Origin of the sequence: Hyphomonas sp. (genome assembly GCF_013823385.1) — a bacterium.
GTDB lineage: Bacteria > Pseudomonadota > Alphaproteobacteria > Caulobacterales > Hyphomonadaceae > Hyphomonas.
Genome location: NZ_PNMA01000008.1, coordinates 60,352 through 77,519, shown reverse-complemented (window position 1 = coordinate 77,519; position 17,168 = coordinate 60,352). Strand labels below are relative to the sequence as shown.

The 17,168-nt window shown below is 64.7% G+C and carries 15 protein-coding genes; 9 read left to right on the top strand and 6 right to left on the bottom strand.

What is annotated here, in order from left to right; translation table 11 throughout:
* The first annotated feature begins 234 nt into the window (after nt 1-234).
* The 4 genes from pdeM (at nt 235) to C0456_RS07190 (ending at nt 4,500) form a co-directional block, all read left to right on the top strand.
* Nucleotides 235-969, top strand: a complete 735-nt coding sequence (gene pdeM / locus C0456_RS07205; RefSeq protein ID WP_291050075.1) for a ligase-associated DNA damage response endonuclease PdeM — start codon at nt 235-237, stop codon at nt 967-969.
* A 104-nt stretch (nt 970-1,073) separates the two neighbouring features.
* Entirely contained in the window at nt 1,074-2,336 is a 1,263-nt protein-coding gene (locus tag C0456_RS07200; RefSeq protein WP_291050073.1) for a SulP family inorganic anion transporter, read from the top strand.
* A 60-nt stretch (nt 2,337-2,396) separates the two neighbouring features.
* Nucleotides 2,397-3,014, top strand: a complete 618-nt coding sequence (locus C0456_RS07195; RefSeq protein WP_291050070.1) for a helix-turn-helix transcriptional regulator — start codon at nt 2,397-2,399, stop codon at nt 3,012-3,014.
* A 28-nt stretch (nt 3,015-3,042) separates the two neighbouring features.
* A complete protein-coding gene (locus C0456_RS07190) occupies nt 3,043-4,500 on the top strand; it encodes a pyridoxal-dependent decarboxylase (protein WP_291050068.1) in 1,458 nt (485 codons plus the stop codon).
* A gap of 98 nt (nt 4,501-4,598) precedes the next feature.
* On the opposite strand, the gene C0456_RS07185 is transcribed toward C0456_RS07190, so the two are convergent.
* Nucleotides 4,599-5,381: an SDR family NAD(P)-dependent oxidoreductase gene (locus C0456_RS07185; protein WP_291050066.1), complete on the bottom strand. Its 783-nt coding sequence runs from the start codon at nt 5,379-5,381 to the stop codon at nt 4,599-4,601.
* Nucleotides 5,382-5,541: 160 nt separating this feature from the next.
* Here C0456_RS07185 and C0456_RS07180 point away from each other — a divergent pair, with 160 nt between their 5' ends.
* The gene (locus C0456_RS07180) at nt 5,542-6,450 is read left to right on the top strand and encodes a LysR family transcriptional regulator (RefSeq protein ID WP_291050064.1); all 909 of its coding nucleotides are present in this window, start codon (nt 5,542-5,544) and stop codon (nt 6,448-6,450) included.
* Between the two features lie 274 nt (nt 6,451-6,724).
* Here C0456_RS07180 and C0456_RS07175 read toward each other — a convergent pair whose 3' ends face one another.
* Together C0456_RS07175 and C0456_RS07170 are read right to left on the bottom strand one after the other, a co-directional pair.
* The gene (locus tag C0456_RS07175) at nt 6,725-8,653 is read right to left on the bottom strand and encodes a hypothetical protein (protein WP_291050062.1); all 1,929 of its coding nucleotides are present in this window, start codon (nt 8,651-8,653) and stop codon (nt 6,725-6,727) included.
* Nucleotides 8,654-8,694: 41 nt separating this feature from the next.
* Nucleotides 8,695-9,576: a hypothetical protein gene (locus tag C0456_RS07170; protein WP_291050060.1), complete on the bottom strand. Its 882-nt coding sequence runs from the start codon at nt 9,574-9,576 to the stop codon at nt 8,695-8,697.
* A gap of 128 nt (nt 9,577-9,704) precedes the next feature.
* Here C0456_RS07170 and C0456_RS07165 point away from each other — a divergent pair, with 128 nt between their 5' ends.
* The gene (locus C0456_RS07165) at nt 9,705-10,670 is read left to right on the top strand and encodes an alpha/beta hydrolase (protein WP_291050058.1); all 966 of its coding nucleotides are present in this window, start codon (nt 9,705-9,707) and stop codon (nt 10,668-10,670) included.
* Nucleotides 10,671-10,798: 128 nt separating this feature from the next.
* Here C0456_RS07165 and C0456_RS07160 read toward each other — a convergent pair whose 3' ends face one another.
* On the bottom strand, nt 10,799-11,263 hold the full coding sequence (locus C0456_RS07160; protein WP_291050056.1) for a Dps family protein: 465 nt from the start codon (nt 11,261-11,263) through the stop codon (nt 10,799-10,801).
* 126 nt (nt 11,264-11,389) lie between these two features.
* On the bottom strand, nt 11,390-12,601 hold the full coding sequence (locus tag C0456_RS07155; protein ID WP_291050054.1) for a pyridoxal phosphate-dependent aminotransferase: 1,212 nt from the start codon (nt 12,599-12,601) through the stop codon (nt 11,390-11,392).
* A 253-nt stretch (nt 12,602-12,854) separates the two neighbouring features.
* Here C0456_RS07155 and C0456_RS07150 point away from each other — a divergent pair, with 253 nt between their 5' ends.
* Both C0456_RS07150 and uvrC read left to right on the top strand, forming a co-directional pair.
* Nucleotides 12,855-13,145, top strand: a complete 291-nt coding sequence (locus tag C0456_RS07150; RefSeq protein WP_291050052.1) for a hypothetical protein — start codon at nt 12,855-12,857, stop codon at nt 13,143-13,145.
* A 58-nt stretch (nt 13,146-13,203) separates the two neighbouring features.
* A complete protein-coding gene (gene uvrC / locus C0456_RS07145) occupies nt 13,204-15,078 on the top strand; it encodes an excinuclease ABC subunit UvrC (protein WP_291050050.1) in 1,875 nt (624 codons plus the stop codon).
* On the opposite strand, the gene C0456_RS07140 is transcribed toward uvrC, so the two are convergent.
* Nucleotides 15,075-15,692 carry a TetR/AcrR family transcriptional regulator gene (locus tag C0456_RS07140; RefSeq protein ID WP_291050048.1) on the bottom strand — a complete coding sequence of 206 codons (618 nt, stop codon included), beginning with the start codon at nt 15,690-15,692 and terminating at the stop codon, nt 15,075-15,077. The two genes, uvrC and C0456_RS07140, sit on opposite strands and share 4 nt — an antisense overlap.
* A 102-nt stretch (nt 15,693-15,794) precedes the next feature.
* Here C0456_RS07140 and C0456_RS07135 point away from each other — a divergent pair, with 102 nt between their 5' ends.
* On the top strand, nt 15,795-17,135 hold the full coding sequence (locus C0456_RS07135) for an oxygenase MpaB family protein (protein WP_291050046.1): 1,341 nt from the start codon (nt 15,795-15,797) through the stop codon (nt 17,133-17,135).
* Nucleotides 17,136-17,168 lie beyond the last annotated feature (33 nt).

The window sequence follows — 17,168 nt, the reverse complement described above, 5'->3', positions numbered from 1 at the left end:
CGTAGAAGGCCATCATTCCGGCAGTAATAAAGTACGTTCCGGCCAGAGAATTTCTTAGCCAGTGTGCGAATGCTAACGGCAACAGTCCAATTATCGCGCAGGTTAGCCAAATGGTATGAGACCAACTTAGAAAAAGACTTGTCCAATCCATAGCGATCCTCGGATTCGAATCAGTGCACTGTTCGCAGTATACTCCAGTTGACCGCGCGCCCCCGCCGCGCCAATCCTCCTCCCATGACCGCTGCCCGCGCCCTTTCCAGTGAAACCCTGCTCCACCTGGCCGGAGAGCTGCTGACGCCCCTGCCGGAGGGCGGCCTCTGGTGGGCCGCGCGCCGGCTGCTGGTGGTGTCAGACCTGCACCTGGAAAAAGGCTCCAATTACGCTGCCGCCGGCCAGCTTCTGCCCCCCTATGACACCGGCGCCACCCTCGCGCGGCTCGAAGCCCTCTGCGCCCGCCTGAGGCCCGAAACCATCCTCTCCCTCGGCGACAGTTTCCATGACCGCCAGTCTGAACACCGCCTGCCGCCGCCCTATGCGGCGCGTATCCGCGCGCTGACGGCCGCCCATGACTGGGTGTGGATCGAGGGCAACCATGATCCCGATCCCCCGGCCCATCTCGGCGGGCGCGCGGCCAAGGTCCTGCGCCTCGATGGCCTCGTCTTCCGGCACGAGCCGGAAGGGGAGGCGGGCGAGGTTGCCGGCCACCTTCACCCCGTGGCGAAGGTTGCCGGGCGCGGACGGTCTGTCCGCCGCCGCTGCTTCGCCTGCGATGGCGCGCGCCTCGTCATGCCCGCCATGGGCGCCTTTGCCGGGGGCCTCAATATTCTGGATACGGCCTTTTCCGCCGTCTTCCCCGAAGGCTGCATGGCCTTCGCCATGGGGGAGGGGCGGGTCTATTCGCTGCCCCGCAAACATCTGATCCCGGATGTCCGCTCCGGCGGCGCAGGCTCCGGCGGCTGGCGGCTCTGACCCGGCCATTGCTGCGAACAAGCGCCACAGTTGCGCCGCGACCCTCCCTACTTTAGGCATTACTGAAGTACGGACGCCCGCAAATCCTCGCGCCCGCCAGCGATGTGACCCCGAAACTCCTTACCACCCTCAAGACCTACACGCCGAAACTCTTCGCGGCAGATGCCTTCGCCGGCGTCACCGTGGCCATGGTCGCCCTCCCGCTCAGCCTCGCCATCGCCATCGCCTCGGGCGCCGATCCCGGCGTCGGCCTCGTCACGGCGATCATCGGCGGCCTGCTCATCTCGCTACTCGGGGGCAGCCGGGTGCAGATCGGCGGGCCCACCGGGGCCTTCATCGTGGTCGTCTATGGCGTCATCGCCCATCATGGCTTTGACGGGCTGGTGCTGGCCACGTTGATGGCCGGGCTCATCCTGCTGGCCGCCGGCGCGCTGCGGCTCGGCAATCTCATCCAGTTCATCCCGGAAGCGGTGGTCAACGGCTTCACCATGGGCATCGCCCTGATCATCGCCACCAGCCAGCTCAAGGACCTCTTCGGGCTGCAGATTGATCATCTGCCGGCGGATTTCCTGCACAAGCTGCCCGCCCTCTGGGAGGCGAGGGCAACATTCAATCCCGCCGCCCTCGGCATTGGCCTCTCCACCATCCTGCTGATCGTCCTCTTCCGGCGCCTGGCGCCGCGCTGGCCGGGCCTCATCGTCGCCGTCGGGCTCACCTCGGCGGTGGCCGCCTTTGCCCATCTGCCGGTGGATACCATCGCCAGCCGCTTCGGCGATCTGCCCTCCCGCCTGCCGGTGCCCGGCCTGCCGGAGATCACCCTCGCCCGTTTGAAAGAGCTGCTGCCGTCGGCCCTCGTCATCGCCTTCCTGGCCGGGGTCGAATCGCTTCTCTCCGCCATGGTGGCAGACCGGATGATCGGCGGGCGCCATCGCCCCAATGCGGAACTTATGGCGCAGGGCGCGGCCAATCTCGGATCGGGGCTGTTCGGCGGTTTGCCGGCCACCGGCGCGATTGCGCGCACGGCCACGAATGTGAAGGCCGGCGGGCAGACGCCGGTGTCCGGAATTGTCCATGCTTTGACCCTGCTTGTCATCATGCTGTCCCTGTCTGACCTTGCCGGGCAGCTGGTTTTACCCGCCTTGGCCGGGCTTTTGCTGCTCACCGCCTGGAATATGTCCGAGCCGGACAAATGGGCCGAATATGCGCGCCTGCCCCTGGAAGACCGGCTGCTCCTGCTGCTGACACTGGTGCTGACGGTGGTGGCAGACCTCACGATCGCCATCGGCGTCGGGGTCGCGCTCGGCCTCGCCATCCGCCTGCGCCGCCGCAATGTCCCCCCATCCGACTGGACACCGCCAAGCCGTTGACGATAGGGAAAAATTCCTGCAATAGGAATATATTCCAAGGTTTCAGAATGGCGCATCCTGATGCAGCACAAGGACATCTGGCGGGGGCTTGACCGGCTCGCCGCCCATCACGGCCTCACCCCCTCAGCCCTCGCCAAACGGGCCGGGCTCGACCCCACCAGCTTCAACCCGTCCAAGCGCGAAGGCGCCGATGGCCGCCCCCGCTGGCCCAGCACCGAAAGCCTCGCCCGCGCCCTCGAAGCCGTCGGCGCAGGCTTTGATGATTTTGCCGCCCTCGTCGAAGGCCGCCGGGGTGGCTCGGCCCCCCTGATCGGCTTTGCCCAGGCCGGGCAGGACGGCTTCTTCGATGATGCCGGCTTCCCGGTCGGCGCCGGCTGGGAGGAAGTCCGCTTCCCTGGGCTCGGCGCAGAGACCGTCTATGCCCTTGAAATCAGTGGCGATTCGATGGAGCCCGCCTACCGCGCCGGCGACCGGATCATCGTCGCCCCCGGCGCCGAGGTGAAGATCGGAGACCGGGTCGTCGCCAAGACCACCTCCGGCGAAGTGATGGCCAAGGTGCTGGCCAAACGCAACGTCCGCACCATCGAACTGGCCTCCCTCAACCCGGCCTATGACCCGAGGGAATTCAAGCCCTCCGAGATTGCCTGGATTGCGCGCATCCTCTGGGCGAGTCAGTAAGCGCCCAAGTTCAAAGGCCTGTCCTCCCATGACTGACCCCAAATCACCCGCCCCCAGCCAGGGGCTCGACCCTGCCGACTGGGCCGCCTTCCGCCAGACCGCGCACGACCTGCTCGACGCCGCCATCGACAAGATGACCGCCAATCGCGAAGGCCGGGTCTGGACCCCGTTTCCGCCGGAAATGAAGGCTGCCTTCGCCCAGCCCCTCCCCAAGGACGGGCAGGGGGAGGCAGACCTTGCCGGCCAGCTCGCCGCGCTCCTGCCCTATGGCGTGGGCAACACCCATCCCCGCTTCTTCGGCTGGGTGCATGGCTCGGGCACGCCGCAGAACCTGCTCGCGGAGATCACCGCCAGCGCCCTCAACGCCAATGCCGGCGGGCGCGACCATGGCGCCATCTATGTCGAGCGCCAGGTGATTGCCTGGTGCCGCGAGATGTTCGGCTTCCCCGAGAGCGCCAGTGGCCTGATCGTTTCGGGCACATCGCTTGCCACGGTCATCGCGGTGAAGACCGCGCGCGACGCCCGCCTGGACTTCCGTAGCCGGAAGGAAGGCATCTGCGGCGACAGGCTGGTCGGCTATGCCTCCGCCGAGGCCCATGCCTGCAACCCGCGCGCCTTCGACATTCTGGGCCTCGGCACGGACGCGCTGCGGCGCATTCCGGTCAATGAGGCCTATGAGATGGATATGGAGGCCCTGCGCGCCGCCATCCGGGCCGACCGGGAAGCGGGCCTTACGCCATTCCTCATCATCGGCACGGCCGGCACCGTCAATACCGGCTCAACCGATCCGCTGGCGGAGCTTTCCGGCATCGCAAGGGCCGAAGGCCTCTGGTTCCATGTCGATGGCGCTTTCGGCGCGCTGGCGCGCCTCTCGCCCGAACATGCCAGCCGCTTTGCCGCCATCAGCCAGGCCGATTCCATCGCCTTCGATTTCCATAAATGGCTGCATGTGAACTATGATGCCGGCTGCGTTCTGGTGCGCGATGAAGCACTGCATCGCCACGCCTTCTCCGACCGGCCGGATTATCTCAAAGGCACCGAACGTGGCATTGCCGCGGGCAACCCCTGGCCGGTGGAATATGGGCCGGAGCTGTCACGCGGTTTCCGTGCCCTGAAGGTCTGGTCCCAGATTGCCGGCTTTGGCACGGAGCGGCTCGGCGCTGCGATTGCCCGCAACTGCGCGCAGGCAGCCTATCTGTCGGGCAAGGTGGCGGCTGACCGGCGCTTTGAGCTGCTGGCCCCGGCGCGGCTCAACATCTGCTGCTTCCGCCTGCGCCCGGAAGGGCTTGAGGAAGCCGCGCTCGACGCGCTGAACGAGGAAATCGTCCTGCGCCTGCAGGAAAGCGGCATTGCGGCCCCGTCGACCACCCGTCTCAAGGGCCGCCTCGCCATCCGCATCAACCTCACCAACCACCGCACGCAGGACACCGATCTTGATCTTCTGCTCACGGAGATTGTGAGGATTGGGGGAGAGGTGCTGACCTGAACTTCCATCCGCTCATCCCCGCGAAGGCGGGGATCTGGGGAGGCTTGGATGAACCTTGCGAGATCCCCGCCTTCGCGGGGATGAGCGGAGGTAACAGCTTACCTCGGCGCCATCCGGATGCCGCCATCGAGGCGGAGGCACTGGGCGTTGAAATAGGTGTTGCGCACCAGCTCCAGCACCAGAGACCCATACTCTTCCGGCTTGCCGAGGCGTTTGGGGAAGGGGACCGATGAGGCGAGCGAGTTCAGCACCTTGTCGGAGGCGCGCAGCATCAGCGGCGTGGCAAAGATGCCCGGCATGATCGAGTTGACGCGGATACCGATATCCATCAGGTCCCGCGCCATCGGCAGGACGAGGCCGTTGACGCCCGCCTTGCATGATCCGTAGACGACCTGTCCGATCTGGCCATCCTGCGCGGCCACTGATGCGGTCAGCGTGATCACGCCGCGCTCGCCATCTTCCAGCTCCGGCAGGTTTGCCATGCCCTCGGCCGAGAGCGAGGCGATACGGTAGGACGCGACCAGCACGCCACGCGCGCCGAACTCATAGTCTTCGGTCGAGAGGCGTTTGTAGCGGGCGTTCTCCTTGTCCCAGGAAAGCGTCTTGCCGCCTTTCGAGGCCATGGCGCAATGCACCGTGATCCGCTCCTGGCCGTGGGCGGCGCGGGCCTTCTCGAAGCCGGCGACGACGGAGGCTTCGTCCATGATGTTCACATTGCAGAAGATGCCGCCGATTTCCTTGGCGGTGGCTTCGCCGGCTTCGGCATTGATGTCGAAGATGGCGACCTTGGCGCCGGCCTTGGCCAGGGCGCGGGCGGTGGCCTGGCCAAGGCCCGAGGCGCCCCCGGTGACAACGGCGGCGGTATCATTGGTGATCTGCATGGACGGTTTCCTTCCCTGTCTGGCTGTCTTTCTTCCTGTTTAGGCAGGGGCGGGCGGCTTGCAAATGGTGACGCCGCGCCAAGGATATTGCGTTCCAAAAAGCAACCCGGCGCGTCATTCCTCTTGCCGCAGGTTCAAACTCCCGTCACAAACCCTTCCCATGGATTGGGGTAAGCTCAGATCATTTCACGCCGCCGCCGAATCCGGCAGCCTGACCCTTGCGGGCGAGCGCCTCGGCATTTCCCAATCCGCCGTCTCCCGCCAGATTGCGGCGCTGGAGGAACAGCTCGGCGTCTCGCTGTTCCAGCGCCATGCGCGCGGCTTGGTGCTGACCGATAGCGGCCACACCCTCTACCGCTCGACGATGGAGATGGCCTCGGCCGCCCAATCGGCCAACACGGCCCTGCGCGACCAGCAGGAAACCCCGCAGGGAGAGCTGATCGTGGCTGCCCCGGTCGCCTTCGGGTCGATCTGGATGGTGCCCCGGCTCGGCAATTTTATCCGCCGCCATCCCGATCTGCGGCTCGATCTGCGGCTCGATGACCAGTTCGAATATGACCTTCTGAAGCTGGAAGCCGAATGCGCCGTGCGCCTCTGGCCGGCCGACAAGGCAGACCTGATCCAGCGCAAGCTCGGCTCGCTGGGCACCAACCTCTATGCCTCGCCCGAATATCTCAAGGCCCATGGCGTGCCCAAGGAGCCTCAGGATCTCGATAATCACCGGATCATCGCCTATGGCGACGAATCCACCCCGCTGTTCGAAATGGCCTTCGCCTGCCGGGTAGGGCGCGATGACGCACCCCCCCGCAATGCGACCCTGAAAGTGAACAACGTCTTCGCAATGCTCCGGGCGGTTGATGCCGGTCTCGGGATTGCCGACGTGCCGGACTATATGGCCGCGACGCTGCCCCGCCTCGTGCGGGTGCTTCCTGAAGTAACTGGGCCGGTTTTCGATCTTTACTTCATTTACCCCAGCGACCTGCGCCGATCCAAGCGCGTGGCGGCTTTCCGGGAGTTCCTGACGGCCGAGACAGAGTCGCTGCGGCGGCCTTCTATGCGTCAAGGTTAGTGAACTTAGTGTAACGCATGCAGAATTGCATGATTGGGCTGCTGTGTCGCATGTTGCATTGCAGCGAAGATGGCCTATCTAGGCGTCATGCCAAGGGTCCTGGGCATAACCCGATCATTCCTCCGATTGGGCGTTTCCTCCCCCCTTCAGGACCCCACTTTATGCCCGGCGCGTCTTCAGATGCTGCCGGGCTTTCTTTTTCTGGTGCGTCCGGGGCGGCTTGTAAGGTCTGAAAAGCCGGGTTTCTGGATTTACAGAATTTACAAAACACACTTTACCGCAAGAATCCACGGATAAGACGCCAGATCAGGAAAATCACGAGCGCAATCGTGAAGGTCATCGAGGCGTAGAGCACGAAAACCGAAAACTCGTTCCAGGGTTGATCGAGATTCCCGCCTGACAGGTCGAGGAAGGGGGGCACCCAGCTGAGGCTGACGGAAACCTCGTCATTCCGGCTGAGATCGCGCAGCTTGTCGGCCCACATCATGGCCAGCTGGAAGAAGCCGAACACGCCCAACGCGCCGAGCAGCAGGTTCATCGCGCTCTCGTCCTTCTTGGCGAGGCGCGCTTCCCGGTCCCGGGTCTGGCTTTCCATGTTCGAGATCAGGCGTTCGATATAATGATTCCGCCGGCCGATACCGCGCAGCTGGGTCATCTTCTCGAACACCTCGCTCTCGGTGTCATAGCGGAAGACGTTCAGGTACCGGTCGCGGTAATAGTCGGCATATTGCCCGGTGCGGAAGGCGTAGAAGGCTTCCGCCGCGCGCTTCAGCCGGCCCTTGCTGCCGAGCTTTTCCACCTCATCGATGAGGTCGAAGGCGGAGGCCTCATATTCCCGCGTCATGAACTCGTTATGCATCGAGACGACATGGATCATGAAGGCATAGGGGCAGGTGCCGATATAGTCGTTGGCGGCCTCCAGGCTGCGGGCCTTTTCCACATAGGTGGTCAGGGCGCGCGGATTGGCGAAGCGGACGAATTTCCGCTCGGTCGCCTGTGCCTCATTGGCCGGGTAGATCGGGTCGGTTGAATCCAGGATCTCGGACGGGTCCTGGTTCATGAAGTCGATGATGTTCTGGTTGAAGCCGGCCATGAACAGGTATTGCAGGCAGTCCTGACGGCGCCGGTCGTCCATGCCGGGCCGGGTCTTGCGGGCCGCCTCGATCTCCGCATCGGTGAACTTGTCATAGTCGGGGCGGTTCATCACCCAATGCCAGTAGTCCGGCCCCATGCGGACCTCGGGCACATCCACCAGGCCGCGCGGATTGAGGCCGTCCAGCTTCTGCTGATAGGGCAGGTAGCATTCCTCCTGCACCATCAGCGTGCGCGGCGGGGGCAGGCCGGTCACCGGGTCCGGCTCGGGCAGCAGGCGGCGGAAGAAGGTGGCGTCCTCGAAGAAGAAGAGGAGGCGCGACACCGGCATCGTCAGGCCGGGCACCTCGATGAACGGCGCCTCGGCCACCAGCGCGTCGAAGGTAGGTGCCAGCAGCGGGGCGCGGCCCTTGCCGGTATCGCTTGGCAGTTTGCCAAACAGGTCTTCCGCGTCCAGATCAAAGGAGGCGCGCACATATTGCCAGAAGCTGAGATCCTCTCCGCGCGGGCTTTTCACGCGCAACAGGTCCAGCGGGGCAATGCCGGTGCGGTCATCGGTGGCGCGGAAGGGCGGGGCGCCCTGGGGGCGCGGGGCCGCTTCAAACTCCTTCGGCGCGGCCGCCTTCTGCAGCAGGGAGAGGAAGTAGAACTCTCCGGGCGTGTGGTCGTAATTATAGCGGAAGGAGAGGTGATAGCCAATGGCGCCATTGGCATGGGTATACCAGAAGCGCCGCACCCGGAGGGTGCGCGTCTTGCCGAGGCCCGGCGGGGTGGCGATGAAGCGGCGCCCCTCGGTCGACCAGGCGATCTCGTAAGGCGCCGTGATCTCGATGAACTCGCCATTCTGCGGGCAGAGCGTATCGAGCAGGAAGTCATCCACCGCGCCCAGGCGTTCGCGGTCGGCAATGTCGTTGAACAGCGGCTCCACCGCGTCGCGCAGGCGTTTGCTGCCCCGGTAGCCCGGCTGGAAATCCCGCACGGTTTCGGCGTCCAGATGGCGCCCGAGCGCGGCGGTGACCTTCTTTTCACTGACATATAGCGAGAGGGTGAAATAGACAGACTTGTCCTCGCACTCCTCAAAGCCGTGGCTGATGCCGGCCATCTCCGTCATCCGGGCCTCCCCTGAAGTTTCGGTCGCCGGCCCCCCGCCGGCTAGCTTCGGTCCCGTCGCACCTGTGCGGCAGCGGCGAAGACTGATTCAAATCCGGTGAGGGGAATTCGGTCGCCGCGCTGGCAGGCCGCGTCCAGCGCGGCGAGCTGAGCGGCGGCCACAGGCGACCCGACCGGGTCACGCCCTTTCAGAACCGTTACCCCGAAGAAGCGCCGCATATGCGCCAGCATCCGGCAGGCGGTCAGAGACTCCGCGCCGCCAGAGCCGAGCACGCCGAGCAGCAACTCATCCTCCGATCCCTGATCGTCTGACAGGGGCGGCTGGCGATAGTCCATGCCCACAAGCCGCGCCCCGCGCCGCTCCCAGATCTTCAGCCGGTCAACCTGATCGAGGCCCGCATGCTGGCTGTCGAGCGCATAGTCTTCCGGGCTCATCTTCACCGGATTGTTCATCTCGATGAAGATCAGGGGCGCGGGAATGTCGCCCTCCGGCCAGGCAAAGGCCTCGCGCGCTTCCTCGCGGATGAGGTGCATCAGGAGGCCGAACAGGCCGCGCCGCCGCTGATTTGCGTCCACGAAGATGTAGGAGAGGGAGACCGTCGGGTCCGTCCCGTCGCCGGCAAAGGCGATGAAATTGGCCGCCCCCAGCACCGGGCCGTTCGCCCCTTCGGTCAGCAGGATCGCCATCTCCCGGTAAGGCCCGTATAGCGCCGAAAGGCGCTCATAGGCTTCGCCGTCATTGAGGGCGAGACAGGCGCGGAAGCCGTCCAGGTCTTCCTTCTCGTCGGGCAGGATGAAGGCGGCATCATAGGCGGCGTAGAAGCGCAGCAGGTGGGGATCATCGGGCCGCGTGATGTAATGGGCAATCACGCCGCCTTCGAGGGCGTCGCTACGCTCGCGTCCGGGCAGGGAAGTTATCGTCATGCGGCCTGAGTGGTCGCATGTCAGCGGTTTCTGTCAACGGGATTCTCTCTGGCTGCCCCGCCGCAAGGGCTCGACGCTCCCTTCCGGATCGGGAATGCTGGCATCGAGAAAATATCCGGAGGAAACCCATGTCATCCCGCCATCTTGTTGATCCTGAGCTGTTGCCCTTCCTTGAGAGCTTCCCGACGATCAACATCAATGCCGAAAACCTGCCTGCGGTGCGCGAGATGAACCGGGCCGGGCTGGCGCAGCTGCCACCGCTGCCCGAAACGGTGGCGATGGAGGAGCGCTTCATTCCCGGCCCGGAGGGCGCCCCCGATGTGCGCGTCAAACTCTACCGCAAGAAAGACGGCGCCAGGGGCCCGCGCCCGGCGATCCTGCATCTGCATGGCGGGGGTTATATCTCCGGCAATCCGGAATTCATGGGCCCGCAATGCGCCCTCTGGGCGGACCTGTTCGACGCGGTCGTCGTCTCGCCGGCCTACCGCCTCGCCCCGGAGACCTGCTATCCCGGCAATGTGGAAGATGCGTATGCCGCCGCCGCCTGGATGAACCGGGAAGCGGCCAGCCTCGGCCTCGACACCGCCCGCATCGCGGTGACGGGCGAAAGCGCCGGTGGCGGCCTCGCCGCGGCGCTCGCCCTCCTGGCGCGCGACCGGGGGGAATACCGTTTCTGCCACCAGCAGCTGATCTTCCCTATGCTGGACGACCGCACGGCGGTGCGCGCTGATCTCTCGCCGATATATGGCGAGTTCATCTGGACCAATGCGTCCAACCATTTCGGCTGGGCCTCGCTGCTGGGCCAGCCGCCCGGCAGCCCCGGCGTCTCGCCCTATGCGGCGGCCGCGCGCGCGCAAAGTCTCGCCGGCCTGCCGCCCACCTTCATCTCCACCGGCGCGCTTGATCTTTTCACGGAGGAAAACCTCGAATATGCCCGCCGCCTGATGGCCGAAGGTGTGCCGGTCGAGCTGCACGTCTATCCCGGCGCGCCGCATGCTTACATGCGCGACATGCGGGCAAAAGTTTCCCGCACCTACATGCGCGACGCCCTCGCCGGCATGGCGCGCGGGCTGGGCGTGGCGTTTGAGGGGTAGGGGGCGCGCTCCTCCCGGCTCACCCTGAGCGAAGTCGAAGGGCGAGCCGGGGCTTGACGGTTACGCTTGTGGCCATCCTTCGACTTCGCTCAGGATGAGCGTTGTACGGAAGGATGGCAGGGGGCGTGTCAGACCGAAGCCCGCAGCATCCAGGCGGTCTTCTCGGCAATTTGCGCGCGCTGGGTGAAGAGGTCGACGCTCACCGGGTCGGCATTCTTCTCGGCGATGGTGATGCCATACTTGGCCGCGCGGCTGACCGCTTCATGGCCGGCGGCGAGGTTTTTCAGCATGTCCTCGGCGTCGGGCACGCCATTGTCGGGCTTGATGGTCGCATGTTCCATCATCTCGCCGGAGGAGCCCGGCGCAAAATGGCCCAGCGCGCGGATGCGCTCTGCGATTTCATCCAGAGCCTGCCACAGCTCGGTATATTGCGTCATGAACAGGTTGTGCAGCGAATTGAAGCGCGGCCCCGTGACGTTCCAGTGATAGCCATGAGTTTTGACATAGAGCGCATAGGTCTCGCCCAGCAGGGTCTTCAGGGCATCAGCTGAGGATTTACGGGCTTCGTCAGACATTCCGATGTCGATGGACATGAAATTCTCCTTTTGAAACAGATTGGGGGAACAGCCCCCCGCTACCCCATCCATATTGGGACCGGGAGACTGATATTCCAATCCGAAACCCGCTTTGCGGGTATAGGTTCCGCCTATGACAGGTGATCAGGTGAGGCTGCCGCAGAAGCGCTGGATGCGGACCAGCGCTTCCTTGAGGATGGCGTCGGAGGTGGCGTAGGAGATGCGGAAGGTGCCCGGCAGGCCGAAGGCTTCGCCGAAAACGAGGGCCACCTTTTCCGCTTCCAGAAGCTCGGCAGCGAAGGTCTTGTCGCTGTCGATCACCGTGCCGGCAGCGGTCTTCTTGCCGATCAGCGCCTCGCAGGAGGGGTAGACATAGAAGGCCCCTTCCGGCTTCGGGCAGACGATCCCGGCGGCCTGGTTCAGGCCTTCCACCATCAGATTGCGGCGGCCGGCATAGGCAGCGCGGAAGCCAGGCAGGAAATCCTGCAGGCCGTTCAGCGCCTCGACGCTCGCCCACTGGCTGACCGAGCAGGGGTTGGAGGTGGACTGGTCCATCACCTTGCGCATGGCCCCGATCAGCTTCTCCGGGCCGGCGGCATAGCCGATGCGCCAGCCGGTCATGGCATAGGCTTTCGAGACGCCGTTCATCGTCAGCGTACGGTCATAGAGCGCGGGCTCGACCTGGGCGATCGTCCTGTATTCGAAGCCGTCATAGACGAGGTGCTCATACATATCGTCCGTCAGCACCCACACTTGGCTGTGGCGCATCAGCACATCGGCCAGCGCTTTCAACTCGGCGCCGGTATAGGCCGCGCCGGTAGGGTTGGAGGGCGAGTTGAGGATCAGCCATTTGGTCTTCGGTGTGATCGCCGCTTCCAGCTTTTCCGGTGTCAGCTTGTAGGCCGTGTCGGCGCCGCAGGAGACGGCGACCGGCGTACCCCCGCACAGCAGCACCATCTCCGGATAGCTCACCCAGTAGGGCGCCGGGATCACCACCTCGTCGCCCGCGTTCAGCGTCGCCATGAAGGCGTTGAACAGCACGGCCTTGCCGCCCGGCGACACGTTCACCTGCGAGGTCTTGTAAGTGAGGCCATTCTCGCGGGCGAACTTTGCCACGATGGCTTCCTTCAGTTCCGGAATGCCGTCCGAAGGGGTGTATTTGGTCTTGCCTTCGCGGATGGCGCGGATGGCGGCTTCCTTGATGTTCTCCGGCGTGTCGAAATCCGGCTCCCCGGCGCCGAGGCCGATCACGTCCAGCCCCTGGCGCTTCATCTCGTTGGCCTTGGTCGTAACGGCAATCGTGGCGGAGGGTTTCACGCGGTCGATTGCATCGGACAGGCGGAGGTCGGCGGCCATTGGGGCGGTCCTTTTTCTCTGGAGGGGCAGCAGTTGCGGCACGCTTACTGGAGGCCCGGCAGGCCTTCAAGGCGCTTAAATTGGCGCTGCCGTGTCCCGCCGGCGGCAGGCGCGGGCAGGGTTGCCCAAGCGGTGAACCAGATCGATCAAATTTTACCGGCATTTTCGCGAGGCGCTAACGTAACTGGCCCATAATTTGCTGTGTTGCGGATAAAACTGCCTGAAGGCAGAGCACAACATCCGGAGCAGTGCCATGAGCATGGATAGCTGGACCCAGAATTTTGACGCCGTAGTTACCCGCGCCAGCCACGAGATGTCGGGGCTTGCCGGCGCCGCTGCCGAGTTCGTCGGCGAGCTGAGCCTGGTTGAGAAGAGCCTGCTGGGCGGTCTCGGCGTGCTGATGCTTTGCTACATGTTCCTGCCCGGCGGCCGGGGGGAAGGCGTAGGCAATCCCAGCGGCCGGTACTTCGCCGGCATCCTTCTGCTGTTCGTGGCCACCGGGGTGTTTGGCGGGCTGCTGATGTCCGGCCGCATTTCCCTCTGACAGCCCGCGCGCAGCGCCTGAGCTTTCCCGGCCCGCCGGTCTCGACTATCTCTGCCCCATGACCGATGCGAGCCCCGGCGCTGCCCCGATCCGCGGGGTGGACGTCATCCGAGAAAACCTGAAACACCTTCCGGCCAAGCCCGGCGTCTACCGCATGTTCGGGGAGGCGGGGGAGGTGCTGTATGTCGGCAAGGCACGCGACCTGAAGGCGCGCGTCTCGAACTATACCCGCATGGGCGGCCACACCCAGCGCATCGCGCGGATGATCTCGATGACGCGGGCGATGGAATTCGTCGTCACCGAAAGCGAGACCGAAGCGCTGCTGCTGGAAGCCAGCCTCGTGAAATCGCTCAAACCCCGCTTCAACGTGCTGCTGCGCGATGACAAGTCGTTCCCCTATATCCTGATCCGCCGCAATCATGAGGCGCCGCAGATCAAGAAGTATCGCGGCTCCAAGCAGGATGAGGGCGACTATTTCGGCCCCTTCGCCAATGCCGGGGCGGTGATGCGCACGCTCGACACGCTTCAGAAGGCGTTCCTGCTGCGCACCTGCGAGGACAGCGTCTATTCGGCCCGCACGCGCCCCTGCATGCTGCACCAGATCAAGCGCTGCGCCGGGCCCTGCGTGGGGCTGATCTCGAAGGAAGACTATACCGAGCTGGCCGATGAAGCGGCCGACTTCCTGCGCGGGAAGGGGGCCGACCTCCAGAAACGGCTGGCCGCCGAGATGGAAGCGGCCTCCGAAGCCATGGAGTTCGAGACGGCCGCCCGGCTGCGCGACCGTATCCGCGCCATCGCGCATGTCCGCTCCACCCAGGACGTGAACCCCGACGGGATCGAGGAGGCCGATGTCTTCGCCATCTCTATGGAGGGCGGGGTCTCCTGCGTGCAGGTCTTCTTCATCCGGGCGGGTCAGAACTGGGGGGCCAGCGCCCACTTCCCCCGCCATGAACGCGACCAGTCGGTGGGCGAGATCCTCGCCGCCTTCCTGGTGCAGTTCTACGACAAGCGCCCGCCGCCCAGGCTGATCCTCGTCAATGAACTGCCCGAACAGGCCGAGCTGATCGAGGAAGCCCTCGCCCTGAAAGCTGGCCGGAAGATCGAGCTGCGTCGGCCCGAGCGCGGCGCCAAACGTGACCTGCTGACCCAGGCCGAGCGCAATGCCAGCGAAGCGCTCTCACGCAAGCTCGCCGAAAGCGCCAGCCAGGAGCGGCTGCTCACCGAAGTGCAGAAGGTGTTTGATCTGGCCAGGCCGCCGGAGCGGATCGAGGTCTACGACAACTCCCACATCCAGGGGACGAACGCCGTCGGCGGCATGATCGTGGCCGGCCCCGAAGGCTTCCGCAAACAGGCCTACCGGAAGTTCAACATCAAGGACACCGAGCTGACCCCCGGCGACGATTACGGGATGATGCGGGAAGTCATGCGGCGGCGCTTTGCGCGCGCGCTGAAGGAAAAAGAGTCCGGAAATGTCCAGGATTGGCCTGATCTTGTCCTGATTGATGGCGGTCTTGGCCAGCTGAATGCCACTCTGGAGACCCTCGCGGAGCTCGGATTGACGCCGGAAGACGTGACTTTGGTGTCCATCGCCAAGGGCGTTGACCGCAATGCCGGCCGCGAACAATTCTTCCGGCCCGGCAGAGCCCCCTTCAAACTCCCTGAAAATGCGCCGGTTTTATACTATCTCCAGCGCCTGCGGGACGAAGCTCACCGCTGGGCCATCGGCGCCCACCGCCAGAAACGCGCCGCCGAAGCCGCCCGCTCCCCGCTCGACGAAATCGAAGGCATCGGCCCGGCCCGGAAGAAGGCGCTCCTCCACCATTTCGGCTCAGCCCGCGGCGTTTCCCGCGCCAAGGTCGCCGACCTGATGGAAGTCGAAGGCGTCAATGAGGCCCTTGCCATCCGCATCTACGGCCATTTCCACGGCGGTTAGGCTTTGCCCGCTGCCTTTTCGGCTCTGGCGCCCAGGGCGATGAGATAGCTTTCCATCAGCAGCACAAGTTCATCTTCCAGCGCCTTGGGATCCAGCTCCAGTTCCGGCTCGGCAGCGGCAGACCGCAGGAGGCAGATCACCGCATGGGTCAGCACGAAGGCAGACTCCCGGCCCAGCACCAGCTTGAGATCGCTCCGTGAGCTGATCGCCTCGACGAATGCCAGGTGATGCTCGCTCATGATGCTTTCGCCCCGCGCCTTGAACAGGGCGTCCATCAGCACGATGCGCGTTTCAGGCGAGCCTTCGATGCCGCCCATGATCGCCTGGATGATGGTGCGGATGGCGTTCTGTTCCGGCGCGGCGAGCACGATCTCGGTGATCTTCTGGCGCAGCGCTTCGGCCTGACGCTCGCCCATGGCGGCGAGAATGTCGTCCCGGTCCTTGAAGTATTGATAGAGCGTGCCGATGCTGACACCGGCGCGTTCGGCAATGCGGTTTGTGGTCAGCCGGCCTTCCCCTTCGCTCTCCAGAAGCTGAAAGGTTGCCGCCAGAATCGCGTCCACAGTGGCCTGCGCACGCGCTTGCTTCGGATTTCTCCGCGTCTTTTCAGTCATTTGCGTCCCCCAACTTTCCTGCGCTCAGCTGTTTTTCTGATGCGAGTGGAAAATCTGAGAATTACTTACATTATTTGTTCAAGCTAGCCAAGGACTGTCTCTATGCCCGTATCGCTCTACGCTGTTCACCAGCGCATCCAGCTTCAGAAGACTGTTTTGCCGGTGATGTATGGCGGCGTGGATTTCTCGGCGACGCCCGAGCGGTACACCGATGACATCTCGGTCAGCACGATGGCTGCCTATGCCGACAAGTTCCCCGCCCCGCCGGCCGATATGGTGGCGCGGGTGCGTGCCTATACGATGCTGGGCGATGTGACGGCGGATGCCTATGCCGCCCTGATGCCCAAATACGGGTTCAAGCGGCTGGTCAGCATGCTGCAGACGGCCTGCGACGAGGGCATCGGCGCTGTGCCGGATGCGCCGCCGGAACTGGCCGCGCTGATCGCCGAAATGGAAGTGAGACCCGCCTGGCTGAACATGGACCTGGTGCGCCGGGGCGCAGAGCTCAACCGCCTGCCGATGGCGGTGTTTGCGCCCTGGACGATCCGCGGCGCCTTCCTGGCCACCTTCATGAACAAATATACCGCCCTGCCAATGGCGCTGACCGGCACGCTTTCCAACACCACGGCGGCCAAGCGCGTGAACGAGACGGCGACCTTCTTCACCGTCACGACGCTGCCCGGCGCGCTGGAGCCGCGCGGGGAGGGGTTCAAGGCGGCGGCGATGGTGCGCCTGATGCATTCCATGGTGCGGTTCAATGTGCTGCGCGGAATGAGCAAGAGCTGGGACAAGTCCGTCTACGGCATTCCGATCCCGCAGGTGGACCAGATGCCGGCCGGGCTGATCGATGTGTTCCTGCTGGCTTTCAAGATGGTGGAACAGGGGCGCACCGAGTTCACGCCGGAGGAGCGCGCCCGCGTCGAGTTCAGCCGCTATCGCTGCTACCTGCTGGGCCTGCCGGAAGACCTGCTGATGGATACGCCCCAAGGCATTATCGACATCATGAACGCGCGCAGCGCCTCCATCCGCGAGGGCTTTGACGACGCCACCTGCGGCGAGCTCGTGCGCGCCACGCTGGCTGCCTACCTGCCGCCGGACAAGTCGCTGGGCAACCGTATCCACAATTCGCTGGAGCGCCGGGTGGGGCGGATGGTGCTGGTCCAGAGCTTCCTCGGCGGCAGCGTCAAGGCGGCGCGGGACATGGGCGTCGAGGTGGGTTTCCTGGATTATCTCGTGGCCGGGATCGTGCTGCCCATGATCGGGCTGAAAATGGCGCTATATGGCGCGGCGGCGAAGGTGCCTGGCTTGCGGGAGATGGCGGACCGGCGCCTGGTGGCGAAGATCCACAGGCTGCTCAAACGCTATGGCCATGCGGAATTCACAACAAATGCGGAAGCTTACCGCCCGGCTCTCCCGGCCGCAGCGGCAGGGCAGGCCGGGTGATGGCTGCCCGTGGGGCCATATAGGGGATATCAG